Source organism: Acidovorax sp. GW823-FHT05D11 (assembly GCF_058795695.1).
The window spans coordinates 1,524,231-1,537,846 of sequence record NZ_CM179502.1; the positions used below are offsets into that span (position 1 = coordinate 1,524,231).

Sequence of the window (13,616 nt, forward strand, 5' to 3'; positions counted from 1 at the left end):
GAGCCGCCCCTCAATCCGTGACGCCCGGCACCTGGCTCAGATAGCCGTGCAGCGCCGCGATGGCCTGGCGCACCTTGGCGGGCTGTGCGTCGCGCTGGGGCGTGACGGCCCAGATGTCGAGCGTGCCGAAGGACCAGTCGGGCAGCAGCCGCACCAGCTGCCCGGTCTGCAAGGCCTCGTGTGCGTCCATGCTGCCCACGAGCGCAAGGCCCAGGCCGGCCTCGCACATCTGCTGGATCGACAACTGGTTGTTGCTGGCGATGCGCGGCTCCACCCGCAGCGCGCGCGGTTCGCCCGTGGGGCTGCGCAGATCGATCAGCAGGCCGCCGCTCTCGCGCGCAAAGCCCAGCCAGCTGTGCGACAGCAGGGCGTCGGGGTCCTGCGGCACGCCATGGTTGGCCACCCACCCGGGCGAGGCGCACAGGTACCACCGCATCCCGCCCAGGCGCCGGGCAGCCCAGCTGGAGTCGGCCAGCCGCCCGTAGCGCACCGCCAGGTCGATGCGGGCGTTGATCAGGTCGATGGGCGAATCGTCCACCAGCAGCCTCAGGCGCAAGGCAGGGTGGGCGGCCAGCAGCTCACCCAGCGCGGGCGCGATGTGCCGGGCAAAGCCCACGGTGGCCGAAAGGCGCAGCTCGCCGCTGGGCGCATCGCGCGACGCCGCCAGCTCGGCACGTGCCTGCTCGGCCGCGGCCCACATGGCGGCGCAGCGCGCGTGGTAGCGCTGGCCCGCCTCGGTGAGGGCCAGCTTGCGGGTGGAGCGGTGCAGCAGCGTCACGCCGCCGTCGCTCTCCAGCCTGCGCACCTGCTGGCTCACGGCCGAGGTGCTCATGCCCAGGGCGCGGGCCGCGCCGCTCATCGAACCGTGCTGCACCACGGCGGCGAACACGGCCATGCGTTTGAGGTCTTCCATCGGTGAATTTGCTTGATCGTGAAGCTGGTCTTCAAAGTGAAGGCATTTTTAGCCCTCTAGTGCGGTCTTTGACAAGCCCATATTCTCACCCTATCGCAACTTTGAACCGAGGAACTCCCCATGAACATCGCCCTGATTGGTGCCACCGGCTTCGTCGGCTCGGCCGTGCTCGATGAACTGCTGCAGCGCGGCCACCGCGTGACCGTGCTGGCCCGCAACCCCGGCAAGCTGGCCGCGCGTGAAGGCTTGACCGTCGTCGCCGCCGACGCGCAGGATGCCGCCCAGGTCGCCAAGGCCGCCGCCGGCCACGATGCGGTGGTGAGCGCCTACAACCCCGGCTGGACCGTGCCGGACATCCACGACCAGTTCCTCAAGGGCACCCGCGCCATCATCGACGGCACCAAGCAGGCGGGTGTGCGGCGCCTGCTCGTGGTGGGCGGCGCCGGCAGCCTGTTCGTGGCGCCCGGCGTGCAACTGGTGGACACGCCCCAGTTCCCGGCGGAATGGAAGCAGGGGGCCCTGGCCGCGCGCGAGGCACTCCACTGGATCCGCACCGAAAGCACCCTGGACTGGACCTTTCTCTCGCCCCCCATCCTGCTGGCTCCCGGCGAACGCACGGGCCAGTACCGCCTGGGCACCGAAGCCCCGCTGATGAACGGCGACCAGCCCGGCGGCATCAGCGTGGCCGATCTGGCCGTGGCCATTGCCGATGAGCTGGAAACGCCGCGGCACCTGCAGCAGCGGTTCACGGTGGCGCACTGAGCCTGGGCATCCCGGCCGGCGCGGCGGCGGGCCACCGGGGGTGCGGGCGGGGGCTGCATCCCGGCCGACGGCATCTCAGCCGGTTCGCCTACAGGCGCATGGGGCCGCAGCACCTGCAGGCGGCGGGATTGATGTGTAGATTGGTGGTGCCGGCGACGCCTGCAAGCGCAGGCAGGCCGGCCGGCCACGCTGCTGCCCTTGCCGCCCACCCGGGTGCGGCGCCAGAGCAGGGCGTGTTGTCCCGCCCCACTGCTGCCTGTCGGAGTACCTTCGTGCATTCGATCTCTACCGCCTTGCCACCCGTCCCCGCCCCCGCAGCATGCGGCGGGGCGCAACGTCCTCCCTCTCCCGTTTCCTGGCCGCGTACCCTGGCGCTGCTGGGAGTGTTGGGGGCACTCGCCACGGCGGCGGGTGCCCAGGATGCGGCGCTGCAGACCGCCCCCGAACCCCGGCGCATGTTCATCGACGGCGCACGCGCCGCGAGCGATGTGGGCCTGGTGTCGGTGGGGGTGCAGCTGCCATGGGAATGGCGCCGTTCCTTCCTGGGCGGCGAATTGACGGGGCACTGGGACGCCCACATCGCCCACTGGCGCGTCCCTGCGGGCTCGGCGGCGTCCGATCGCAGGCACTGGACGCAGCTGGCCCTGGTGCCCACGCTGCGGCTGCGCTTCGATGGCGGGCGTTCGGCGTGGTTCATGGAAGGCGGCATCGGCGTTTCGGTGCTGGACGGGCACTACGCGATGCGGCACAAGGCCTTCAGCACACGCTTCAATTTCACCGACCATCAGGGGATCGGCTTCAACTTTGGCGCGCGCCGCCAGCATGAGCTGATGTTGATGGTGCGCCATGTCTCCAACGGTGGCATCCGCAAGCCCAATCCCGGAGAAGATTTTGTCCAGGTGCGCTATGGACTGGCATTTTGAGCCGGTGCCCTGGTGCAGGCGGTGTCGATGCTCCTCAATTCATAGCTGCCAGGGCTTGGGTGGCGGGCACAGGAGGCTGTTTTCGTCTCAAGGCCCCGGGGCGGTGGCGCGTGGGCCCCTGTCGGCAGCCGTGCGTGCTCCGCGCCGGGGCGCGTCCCGTCAGCCGTCGATCAGCTTCGGGTCCCACGCAAACACGGTCTGCTCCTGCTCGCCCAGCTTCTCGATGCCCAGGCGCATCACGTCGCCGGGCTTGAGGAACTGCGCCTGGGGCTTCTTGCCCATGCCCACGCCGGGCGGGGTGCCGGTGGTGATCAGGTCGCCGGGCTCCAGCGTCATGAAGCGGCTCAGGTAGCTCACCAGCTGCGCCACGGTGAAGATCATCGTGCGGGTGCTGCCAGTCTGCTGGCGCTCGCTGTTCACGTCCAGCCACATCGACAGATTCTGCGGGTCGCCGACCTCGTCGGCGCTCACCAGCCAGGGGCCGATGGGGCCGAAGGTGTCGCAGCCCTTGCCCTTGTCCCAGGTGCCGCCGCGCTCGAGCTGGTATTCGCGCTCGGAGATGTCGTTGATGGTGCAGTAGCCGGCCACATGCTGCAGTGCATCCGCCTCGCTCACATAGCGCGCGCGGGTGCCGATCACCACGCCCAGCTCCACCTCCCAGTCGGATTTGACCGAGCCCTGCGGCAGCACCACGGGGTGGTTGCAGCCCACGGCGCAATCGACGGTCTTGGTGAAGATGATGGGCTCCTGGGGGATGGCCATGCCGGCTTCGGCCGCGTGGTCGGCGTAGTTCAGGCCGATGGCGATGAACTTGCGCATGCCCGTCCACGGCACCGCCAGGCGGCCCTGGGGCACGACGGGCAGGGTGGCGGCATCGATGGCGGCCAGCGCGGCCAGGCCAGAGGGTGACAGGTTGGCGGGGCTGATGTCGGGCAGCACGCCGCTCAGGTCGCGCACCGTGCCGTCGGTGTGCAGGAGTGCAGGTTTTTCCTGGCCCTTGGGGCCGTGGCGAAGCAGCTTCATGGTTCGTAGTGGTGAGGGGTTGGATGGTGGGTGGCGCGAAACGCAGAGCGTAGATGAAATCAGTTGGACCAGCCGCCGTCGATGACCTGGGCGGTGCCCGTGGTGAACGATGACTCGTCGCTCGCCAGGTACACCGCCAGCGCGGCGATCTCCTCGGCCCGGCCCAGGCGGCCCATGGGTTGGCGCTCGACAAAGCCAGCCTCCACGGCGGCCAGGCTCTGGCCCGTGGCCGCGGCCTGCGCGGTGATGCGGTCCTGCAGCGACGGCGACATCACGGTGCCGGGGCAGATGGCATTGCAGCGGATGCCCTGGGCCACGAAGTCGGCGGCCACCGACTTGGTCAGGCCCACGACCGCCGCCTTGGTGGTGCCGTAGACGAACCGCCGGGGCGCCCCTTTGATACTGCCCGCCACCGAGGCGACGTTGATGATGGACCCGGCGCCGCGCGCCAGCATGCCGGGCAGGAACGCCCGGATGGTTCGAAACTGCGCGCGCACGTTCAGATCGAACGCGAAGTCCCACTCGTCGTCCGTGCAGTCGAGCACACTGCCCGCGTGCACAAAGCCCGCGCCGTTGAACAGCACATCCACCGGACCCACGGCGGCGGCTGCGTCGCGCACGGCCTGGGCCTGGGTCACGTCCAGCACGCGGGTCTCGCAGCCAGTGTCGCGCTGCAGGGTGGCCAGCGCGGCGGCATTGATGTCGGTGGCGATCACCCGCGCGCCCTGGGCCGCGAAGGCAATGGCGGTGGCGCGGCCGATGCCCTGGCCGGCGGCGGTGAGAAAGGCGGTCTTGCCTGCAAGTCGGAGTGTCATGGAATGCGGGGCGTGAAGAGTGGGTGGGAGTGCTGTGGGGCAGGGGTGGGCGCCGTCAGCCCGTGAACCAGCGCAGCGGCGCCAGCACCGTCTGCGGAAAGATCACCATGATGAACATCACCGCGAACTCGGCCGCCATGAAAGGCAGCACGCCGCGCGTCACCTCGTCCATCTTCATGCGCCCCACACCGGCCACCACGTTCAGGATCGTGCCCACCGGCGGCGTGACCAGGCCGATGGAGTTGTTGATGATGAACAGCACGCCGAAGTACACCGGGTCGATGCCTGCGGCCTTGATCACGGGCATCAGCACGGGGGTCAGGATCAGGATGGTGGGCGTCATGTCCATCGCCGTGCCCACCAGCATCACCAGCACCATGATCGCGATCAGCAGCAGCGTCTGGTTGCCCATGAAGGGCTTCAACAGCTCCACCATCTGCGCGGGCAGGTTGGCCACGGTGATGAGCCACGACGACACCATGGCCGCCGCCACGAGGAACATCACCACTGCCGTGGTCTTGGCCGCGGTGGTGAAGATGGGCAGCAGCGCGCGCAGTGGCAGCTCGCGGTAGATCACGCTGGCCACGAACAGCGAATACACCGCCGCGACCACCGCGGCCTCGGTCGGTGTGAACACGCCCATGCGCAGGCCCACCAGGATGAACACCGGCAGGGTGAGCGCCCACACCGACTCCCGCGCGGTGCGCCAGACTTCGGCTGCAGTCTTCTTCTCCGGCATGGCCAGCACCTCCTTGCGGCCCACCCACCACCAGGTCACCGCCAGGCCCACGCCGATCATGATGCCCGGCACGATGCCCGCGATGAACAGCTTGCTGATCGACACGTTGGCCGCCACGCCGAAGATCACGAAACCGATGCTCGGCGGAATGATGGGCCCGATGACGCCCGAGGCCGCGATCAGCCCGCCCGACACCTCCTTCTTGTGCCCGGCCTTGACCATCATCGGCAGCAGCAGCGCCGTGAGCGCCGCCGCATCGGCCACGGCCGAGCCCGACAGCGACGACAGCAGGCAGGCGGCCAGGATCACCACGTAGCCCAGGCCCCCCTTCACATGCCCCACCAGTGCCAGCGCGAAGTTGACGATGCGCTGCGACAGCCCGCCCACGTTCATGATCTCGCCGGCCAGCATGAAGAAGGGCACGGCCAGCAGCGGAAAGCTGTCGGCGCCATTGATGAAGTTCTGCGCCAGGATCTGCGCGTCGAACAGATCGAGCTGCCACATCAGCGCGACGCCGGCGGCCAGCAGCGCATAGGCGATGGGGATGCCCAGGGCCATGGTGCCGATGAGGGCCCCCAGAAAAATCAGCACGGTCATGTGTTGTCTCCGTTATTTTTGATGTGCCATCTGTGAATGCATGCATGCATGCGTGCGTGCGTGCGTGCTTATTGGCCGCGTTGCTTCGGCGTCTGGCCCAGCGCCCGCGCGGCCGCGTCTTCGCGCGCCAGCTCGGCCTGCAGCGCTTCCAGTTCCGCCTGTTCTTCGGACTCCTTGACCATCACCAGTTCGTCCTCGCTCGCCTTGCCGGTCAGCACGCGCAGCAGTTGCAGCGTCAGCAGGAAGCCGGCGCACACCGAGAACACCACGCCCGAGGCATAGAAGATGGCCATCGATGCGCCCGTGACCGGGGCCTCCACATCCCAGTTGATCTTCATCTGCTGCCAGCTGCCGTCGAAGAACAGCCAGGTGATGTAGAGCATCAGCACGTGGCCCAGCGCCATGCAGGCTTTCTTGCCCCGCACCGACAGGCGCGACACCAGCATGTCGGTGCCCAGGTGCGCGTTCTCCTTGATGGCCGCCACCGCGCCCAGGAAGGTGATCCACACGAAGAGCCAGCGCGACAGCTCCTCGCTGACGGCGATGCCGGAGTTGAAGACGTAGCGCAGCACCACGTTGCCGAACACCAGCACCACCATGGCGGCCAGCGCCAGTGCGATGAGGAGGTTGATGGCCCGGACGTAGCGGTCGATGAAGGTATTGAGCATGCTGAGGTCTCCGTGGATGGCGTGGCCGGTCTGTTTTTTTTTGAGGCGTTCAGAGCGCTGCGCCCTGCAGCAGCCCGCGCGCGGCCAGGTTGGCGATGAAGGCCCGCAGGCCGAAGCGCCAGGGCGGCGCGCTCTCGCTGTGCGCCACGGTGTTGTGCAGCGCGCCCAGCCAGGCGCTCTGGATGGTGACCACGTCGCCCAGCTTGTGGGTGAAGCCGCCGCCGGGCTGGTCGCGGTCTTCGATGGGCGCGAACAGCGTGCCCAAAAAGAGCATGAAGCCGTCCGGGTACTGGTGCGCGGCCAGGGTCTGGGCCACCAGGTCGGCCGGGTCGCGGCTGATGCTGGCCATGGTGTTGATGCCACGCAGCGTGAAGCCGTCGGTGCCCGCCACGCGCAGGTGCACGGTCTCGTTGCGCACCTGGTCCAGCCCGAAGCCGGCGTCGAACAGCCGGATGAACGGGCCGATGGCGCACGAGGCGTTGTTGTCCTTGGCCTTGCCCAGCAGCAGCGCGCTGCGGCCCTCGATGTCGCGCAGGTTCACGTCGTTGCCCAGCGTGGCGCCCACGATGGCGCCGCGGCTGTTGACGGCCAGCACCACCTCGGGCTCGGGGTTGTTCCAGGCCGAATCGGCGCGGATGCCGATCTCCTCGCCCGTGCCCACCGATGCGAGCACCGGCGCCTTGGTGAAGACCTCGGCGTCGGGGCCGATACCCACTTCAAGGTACTGCGACCACAGGCCCTTGTCCTGCAGCAGTGCCTTCAAGGCCATCGCCTGCTCGGAACCGGGACGGATGTCGGCCAGGCTCTCGCCGATGAGCCCCACCACCTGGCTGCGCAGGCCCTGGGCCCGGGCCGCGTCGCCGCGCGCCTGCTCTTCGATCACGCGCTCGATCAGGCTGGCCGCGAAGGTCACGCCAGCCGCCTTGACCACCTGCAGGTCGCAGGGGGCCAGCAGCCAGGGGCGGGACGTGTCGCGCACGCCATGCTGGCCGGTTTGGCTGTTGGCCAGCAGTTCGTCCACGCTGCACAGGTACTGGCCCTCGGCGGCTCGCACTGCCTCGGCGGGCGCGGGCGTGTCCAGCAGCGTGCTCATGGTGGGGTAGTGCCGGCTCAGGTCGAACACGCCACCGGTGCGCAGGGCTACCACCGCCGGGCCGGGCACGGCGCCGTGCACCCAGGCGCGGCCGACCAGGGTGCCGGCCAGGCCGTCGTCGGGAAGAATGTGGGCGCGCGCCGCCCCACCGGCCGCTGTGGCCGCTGTCGTTTCACTCATGGGAGTTCCTTGGAAAAGGGTTCTGAATCGGTGCCGCGCCCGCCCAGGCGCAGCGTCTCAATGGTTGTGGCGCGGCGTGTGTTCGGAAATCCGCCGGTAGTCCAGCGCAAAGTCGAGCGTCGCGCCATCCACCAGCTGGCCGGTCTTCTCTCGGTACAGCGCTTCCCAGGGCGACTGGCTCCTGGGGATGGGCGGCGCCGGCAGTTCGCGGCGGCGGCGCTCGATCTCCTCGGGGGCCACCAGCGCGTCGCACCGGCCGGCGTTCAGGTCGATGCGGACCATGTCGCCGCTGTGCAGCCAGGACAGGCCCCCGCCCACCGCGCTTTCGGGGGAGACATTCAAAATCGACGGGCTGTCGGCCGTGCCCGACTGGCGCCCGTCGCCCAGCGTGGGCAGGGTGTTGATGCCACGGCGGATCAGCGCGTCGGGCGGCTGCATGTTGATCACCTCGGCCGAGCCGGGCCAGCCGATGGGGCCCGCGCCGCGCATCACCAGGATGCAGCCTTCGTCGATGCCGAGCGACGGGTCGTTGATGCGCGCGTGGTAGTCGTCCGCGCCTTCGAACACCACGGCGCGCGCTTCGAAGATGCCTTCCGCGCCCGGTTGGCTCAGGTAGCGCTGGCGGAAGGACTCGGAGATCACCGATGTCTTCAGGATGCCGAAGTCGAACAGGTTGCCATGCAGCACCAGGAAGCCGGCTTTCTCCATCAGCGGTGCGTCGAAGGGGAAGATCACCTCGCGGTCGCGCGTCTCGCGGCCCTGCAGGTTGTCGGCCAGGGCCTTGCCGGTGACGCTCAAGGCATCGGCATGCAGGCGGCCCGCCTGCTGCAGCTCCCACATCAGCGCGGGCACGCCCCCGGCGCGGAAGAACCGCTCGCCCAGGTATTTGCCGGCGGGCTGCATGTTCAGCAGCAGGGGGAGGTCGTAGGCATGCTGCGTCCAGTCCTCGGGGCGCAGGTCCACGCCCGCGTGGCGCGCCATGGCCATGATGTGCACCTGCGCGTTGCTGCTGCCCCCGGCCACGCTGACCACGGCCAGCGCGTTGAGAAAACTCTCGCGGGTGAGGATGCGCGAGGGGCGCAGGTCCTCGTACGCCATCTCCACGATGCGCCGCCCGGTCTCGTACGCCATCTGCCCGCGTTCGCGGTAGGGCGCCGGAATGGCGGCGCAGCCCGGCAGCGAGAGGCCCAGCGCCTCGGCCACCGCGTTCATGGTCGATGCGGTGCCCATGGTGTTGCAGTGGCCGGCCGACGGCGCGCTGCTGCAGGCGCGCTGCAGGAATTCTTCCTCGTCGATGTCGCCCGCGGCCAGCTGGCGGCGGCTGCGCCAGATCACGGTGCCCGAGCCCACCAGTTCTCCATCGTGCCAGCCGTCCAGCATGGGGCCGCCCGAGAGCACGATGGCCGGGATGTCCACCGTGGACGCCGCCATGATGCCGGCCGGGGTCGTCTTGTCGCAGCCGGTGGTCAGCACCACCGCGTCGATGGGGTAGCCGTACAGGATCTCCACCAGCCCCAGGTACGCCAGGTTGCGGTCCAGCGCGGCGGTGGGGCGGCGGCAGTTCTCGAAGATGGGGTGCACCGGAAACTCCATCGGGATGCCCCCGGCGTCGCGGATGCCCTCGCGCACGCGCCGCGCCAGGTCCACATGGATGCGGTTGCAGGGGGACAGGTCGCTGCCGGTCTGCGCGATGCCGATGATGGGGCGGCCCGAGCGCAGCTCCTCGGGCGTGAGCCCGTAGTTCATGAAGCGTTCGAGGTAGAGCGCGGTCATGTCCGAGCGTGCGGGGTCGGCAAACCACTCGCGGGAGCGGAAGGGGCGGCGGGGTGTTTTGGTCATGGATCGCGATGTGTCAGCAGGCGGGAAGGGCGCTGCAACAGGGGTTGGCATGTTTGACTCGAACCACAAACCGTTCGGGCTGAGCCCGTCGAAGCCTCGCGCGGCGCTTCGGCCGCGCTCGGTGAACGGTTGTGGCGGAGCAGAAAAGTTACTTGCCGCCCCGCACCTTGGCAAGTTCGGCGTTCATCTCGCCGGTGGTTTCCTCGCCGAATTCCTTGGCGTACTTGGCCAGCACCGGCTGCAGCTTGGTGCGCATCTTGGCCTGCTCGGCCGGGGCCAGTTCGGTCACCTGCATGCCCACTTTCTTGAGCTCGCCCAGCGCCTTGTCGCTGAACGCGCGGATGGTCTTGCGCTCGAACAGGGTGGCTTCGCGCGCGGCGTCCTGCACGATCTTCTGCTCCTGCGCCGACAGGCCGTCCCAGGTCTTCTTGGACATGAGCAGCACCCAGGCGCTGTACATGTGGCGCGACAGCACCAGGTGCTTTTGCACTTCATAGAACTTGCTCGACAGGATGGTGGCGGGCGGGTTCTCCTGCCCGTCCACCGCGGCCTGTTCCATGGCCGAGTACAGCTCGGTGAAGGGCATGGGCGTGGCGTTGGCACCCAGGGCGTTGAATGTATCCAGGAACAGGGGGCTCTGGATCACGCGCAGCTTCAGGCCCGCCAGGTCTTCCGCCTTGGTGATGGCGCGGCGCGAGTTGGTCACGTGGCGAAAGCCGTTCTCCCAGAAGCCCAGGCCCACCAGGCCCTTTTCGGGCAGCTTGGCCAGCAGCTTCTGGCCGAACGGGCCGTCGAGCACCGCGTCGGCCTCCTGCTCGTTGTTGAAAGTGAGCGGCAGGTTCAGCACGCCGAAGGGCTTGATCAGCGCCATCAGCGTGGAGCTGTCGGGCACCGTCATCTCCAGCGTGCCGCCGCGCAGTGCCGAGGTCATGCTCACGTCGTTGCCCAGGGAGCCGCTGGCGTACAGCTTGGCCACCAGCTTGCCGCCGCTTTTGGCAGAGAGCTGCTCGGCAAAGTGCTTGACGGCCTGCGCCTGGGGGTGGTCGTCGTTCAGGCCGATGCCGACCTTGAACACGTGGTCCTTGATCTGCGCCGACACAGGTGCGGCCACGGCGGCCAGGATCGTGGCCGCCAGGGCCAGGGCTTTGAATTGCATGGTGTTGTCTCCGGATATGGAATGGCTGGGGCACGGTGGGGCACGGCCAAAAAACGGTCCACCGGCGCCATCGGGTCTCTGCTGGACCCTCCCGACGCAGGCGAGAGATTAGGTTTCGCAGGGCGCGGGGTCCACTCACTTTTTTGCTAGCATCCATTCCAAATGCTGATGAGTTGCCGTGACCTCCACCCCTGTGTCGGGTAAACCCTTGTCGATGGCGCAGGCCTGCGCGCGGCTGCGCTTTCGGCACCTGCAGTTCCTGGACATCCTGGGCCAGACGCGCAACCTGCGCCTGACGGCCGAGCAGATGCACATCACGCAGCCGGCGGCCACCAAGATCCTGATGGACATCGAGGACATCCTGGAGGCGCGGCTCTTCGAGCGCCTGTCGCGCGGCATGCGGCCCAACGAACTGGGCCTGTTCACGCTGCGCTACGCCGCCAGCGCGCTCGCCGGCCACCGCAAGTTCGTCGATGAGTTCAATGCGCTCAAGGAGGGCGGCCACGGCCACCTGGCGATCGGCGCCATCACGGGATCGGCCGCGCACGTGCTGACGGCGTCGGTGGCCGAGATCCAGCGCCTGCGCCCGCTGCTGGTGCTCAAGGTGCTGGAGCAAAGCAGCGACCAGCTGATCGTGTGGCTGGCCGAGCGCAAGATCGACCTGATGATCGGCCGCTTCACCGACGACGCGCACCGCACGCAATTCCACTACGAACGCCTGTCCAGCGAGCCGCTGCTGGTGGTGGGCGGCCTGCACCACCCCCTGCGCGGCGCGCGCGACCTGGACATGGCCGAGCTGTCGCACTGGCCGTGGATCCTGTACCCCGCGTCCACCGCGGTGCGCAAGGTGTCGGACGACATCTTCGGGCGGAGCGGCCTGGCACTCGGCTCGGGCGTGGTGGAGACCCCGTCGTTCCTGTTCGCGCTGGAGATGATGCAGGCCACCGACATGCTGTCGCTGCAGCCCCAGGCGCTGGTGGAGCGCTACATCGCCAAGGGCCTGCTGGCCCGCATCCCCGTGGACTTGCCGGACCGCATGCCCGACTACGGCCTCATCACCCGGCTGGGGGAGCCGCCCACGCCCGCCATGCAGGCCTTCACCGACGTGCTGCGCGAGGTGGCGAACCCGGTGACCGATGCGCCGTGACGGGGGGGCTGGCGCCGGTCGCCATCAATAACCAGCGGTTATTGAAAATGCATGCTCCCGCCTCCGTGCCGGGGCCGTTATGCTCTGCGCCCTTTCCCTGAATCTTCTGCGACCCTTTTCCCCATGCAAGACACCCCCGACACGCCCGACACCATCCAGGAGCCTCGCCGTTGGAGCGACGGCCAATGGACCGCGCAGGTCATCAAGAACGAAGACGACGACGGCTGGGCCGTGTCCATGACGCTGCGGGGCGAGGCCGAGCCCGCGCTGGTGGGGCCCTGGACCATGGGACGCGACAAGAAGAACCCCAAGCCGCTCGATGTCTCGGCCTTCCACACCCTGGTCAAGACCGCCAGCGAGGTGCTGCGCCGCCACGAGCAGCAGTTGCATGCACAGCTCCACAAGAACGTCGCGGTCACGGTCAATGGCCAGCGCCTGCGCGTGCAACTGGCCATCGTGCCCGACGAAGAGGGCGCCACGGCCACCCTGAGCGCCCAGGATGAACTGGGCGAGGAACTGGCGCGCGTGCCCGTGCCGCCCACGTTCAAGCTCACGCCCGCCAGTGCCACCGCCTGGGCCGAAGCCGGGTTCGAACGGCCCCGCTGACGGTGCAGGCAATCGCCTGGGCGACGGCCCGCCCCGCGGGTAACCCCTAGAATCGCGCCGCTGGCCTCCACAGCTTGTGGGGGCCGGCAGCGTTCTCAGGGCGGGGCGGAATTCCCCACCGGCGGTATCTGCGGGTGGCTGTTGCTACAGCCGCACCGCAGCAGCCCGCGAGCGCCCGGGCCGCGCCAGGCATGGCGGCGGCCCGGGGTCAGCAGATCTGGTGCGATGCCAGAGCCGACGGTCACAGTCCGGATGAAAGAGATCGCGAAGCCATGGCCGCCCATCGGGATGGGTGCCCGTGTGCAGTGGTACGGGTGTTCGCTGGTGCGGGCGGGCGGGCGCGGTTTGCCGTGCGCGCCGCCGTGCGGCTGCCCGGGCCCGGCGCGCGGGTGCCTGCTTGCCGTTGTGGTGTGCCCTGTTCGCGCGCGCCCTGATTCTGGTAATCCTTTTCTTTGCTACGAGAAAATCCATGAATCAGTCCTTCCATTCCCACCATGCCGCCGCTGCCAATGCCGAACAAGGCCGTGCAGACTCCGCGCGCCGCAGCGAACGCGTTGCGGTCATCTGCGCCGGCTGGCACCGGGACATCGTCCACCAGGCCCGCGACGCCGCCGTGGCGGAGTTCGCCCGCAACGGCCTGGCTGCGAGCCAGATCGAGCAGTTCGAGGTGCCTGGCGCCTTCGAGATCCCGCTGCTGGCCAAGCGCCTGGCGCAAAGCGGCCGCTACGACGCCATCGTGGCCTGTGCGCTGGTGGTCAACGGCGGCATCTACCGCCACGAGTTCGTGACCACCGCCGTCATCGACGGCCTGATGCGCGTGCAGCTGGACACCGAGGTGCCCGTGATGTCCGCCGTGCTCACGCCGCGCGACTTCCACGAGCATGAAGACCATCTGAAGTTCTTCCGCGAGCATTTCGTGAAGAAGGGCACGGAGGTGGCCGACGCGTGCCTGCGCGCCATGGCGCAGTTCAAGGCGCTGGAAGCGGCGCACGGCGACTGACCGGCCGCAGAGGGTGGCCTGGCGCGCTGGCGGGGCCGCGCGCCATGGCACAGGAACAGGCTCATGGTGCTATTAAAAACATAGCTGTTTGCGCTGGATGGTTGGGCGTTAGAGGTCGTTTTGATTCAATTTTCTTCGCCGCCCGGACCGCCCGT

General features: G+C 68.7%; 13 protein-coding genes and 1 riboswitch. Of the genes, 5 read left to right on the plus strand and 8 right to left on the minus strand.

Going from position 1 to position 13,616, the window contains the following annotated elements; all coding sequences use genetic code 11:
* Window positions 1–10: 10 nt before the first annotated feature.
* Complete coding sequence (locus AC3RCE_RS06980) at window positions 11–913, minus strand: LysR family transcriptional regulator (protein ID WP_218293705.1); 903 nt, start codon at window positions 911–913, stop codon at window positions 11–13.
* A 120-nt stretch (window positions 914–1,033) separates the two neighbouring features.
* On the opposite strand from AC3RCE_RS06980, the gene AC3RCE_RS06985 reads away from it, so the two are divergent.
* Together AC3RCE_RS06985 and AC3RCE_RS06990 are read left to right on the plus strand one after the other, a co-directional pair.
* A complete protein-coding gene (locus tag AC3RCE_RS06985) occupies window positions 1,034–1,675 on the plus strand; it encodes an NAD(P)-dependent oxidoreductase (RefSeq protein ID WP_218293707.1) in 642 nt (213 codons plus the stop codon).
* A gap of 383 nt (window positions 1,676–2,058) precedes the next feature.
* Complete coding sequence (locus tag AC3RCE_RS06990) at window positions 2,059–2,598, plus strand: acyloxyacyl hydrolase (protein ID WP_218293709.1); 540 nt, start codon at window positions 2,059–2,061, stop codon at window positions 2,596–2,598.
* 159 nt (window positions 2,599–2,757) lie between these two features.
* On the opposite strand, the gene AC3RCE_RS06995 is transcribed toward AC3RCE_RS06990, so the two are convergent.
* From AC3RCE_RS06995 to AC3RCE_RS07025, 7 genes are all read right to left on the minus strand, one after another.
* Entirely contained in the window at window positions 2,758–3,621 is an 864-nt protein-coding gene (locus tag AC3RCE_RS06995) for a fumarylacetoacetate hydrolase family protein (protein WP_492254793.1), read from the minus strand.
* A 59-nt stretch (window positions 3,622–3,680) separates the two neighbouring features.
* Window positions 3,681–4,436 (minus strand): SDR family oxidoreductase, encoded by a 756-nt coding sequence (locus AC3RCE_RS07000; RefSeq protein WP_492254794.1) that lies wholly within the window; start codon window positions 4,434–4,436, stop codon window positions 3,681–3,683.
* A 55-nt stretch (window positions 4,437–4,491) separates the two neighbouring features.
* Window positions 4,492–5,772, minus strand: a complete 1,281-nt coding sequence (locus AC3RCE_RS07005; protein ID WP_218293712.1) for a TRAP transporter large permease — start codon at window positions 5,770–5,772, stop codon at window positions 4,492–4,494.
* Window positions 5,773–5,840: 68 nt separating this feature from the next.
* Window positions 5,841–6,440: a TRAP transporter small permease gene (locus AC3RCE_RS07010; protein WP_492254795.1), complete on the minus strand. Its 600-nt coding sequence runs from the start codon at window positions 6,438–6,440 to the stop codon at window positions 5,841–5,843.
* A gap of 49 nt (window positions 6,441–6,489) precedes the next feature.
* Window positions 6,490–7,713 (minus strand): fumarylacetoacetate hydrolase family protein, encoded by a 1,224-nt coding sequence (locus tag AC3RCE_RS07015; RefSeq protein WP_492254796.1) that lies wholly within the window; start codon window positions 7,711–7,713, stop codon window positions 6,490–6,492.
* A gap of 57 nt (window positions 7,714–7,770) precedes the next feature.
* The gene (locus tag AC3RCE_RS07020; RefSeq protein WP_492254797.1) at window positions 7,771–9,552 is read right to left on the minus strand and encodes an IlvD/Edd family dehydratase; all 1,782 of its coding nucleotides are present in this window, start codon (window positions 9,550–9,552) and stop codon (window positions 7,771–7,773) included.
* 148 nt (window positions 9,553–9,700) lie between these two features.
* A complete protein-coding gene (locus tag AC3RCE_RS07025; protein ID WP_218293717.1) occupies window positions 9,701–10,708 on the minus strand; it encodes a TRAP transporter substrate-binding protein in 1,008 nt (335 codons plus the stop codon).
* A gap of 214 nt (window positions 10,709–10,922) precedes the next feature.
* On the opposite strand from AC3RCE_RS07025, the gene AC3RCE_RS07030 reads away from it, so the two are divergent.
* The 3 genes from AC3RCE_RS07030 (at window position 10,923) to AC3RCE_RS07040 (ending at window position 13,461) form a co-directional block, all read left to right on the plus strand.
* Window positions 10,923–11,855, plus strand: coding sequence for a LysR family transcriptional regulator (locus AC3RCE_RS07030; RefSeq protein ID WP_218294425.1), 933 nt, complete (start codon window positions 10,923–10,925; stop codon window positions 11,853–11,855).
* Window positions 11,856–11,978: 123 nt separating this feature from the next.
* On the plus strand, window positions 11,979–12,461 hold the full coding sequence (locus AC3RCE_RS07035; RefSeq protein WP_492254798.1) for a hypothetical protein: 483 nt from the start codon (window positions 11,979–11,981) through the stop codon (window positions 12,459–12,461).
* 87 nt (window positions 12,462–12,548) lie between these two features.
* Window positions 12,549–12,729: riboswitch (FMN riboswitch) on the plus strand.
* Window positions 12,730–12,930: 201 nt separating this feature from the next.
* Window positions 12,931–13,461, plus strand: a complete 531-nt coding sequence (locus AC3RCE_RS07040) for a 6,7-dimethyl-8-ribityllumazine synthase (protein ID WP_492254799.1) — start codon at window positions 12,931–12,933, stop codon at window positions 13,459–13,461.
* Window positions 13,462–13,616 lie beyond the last annotated feature (155 nt).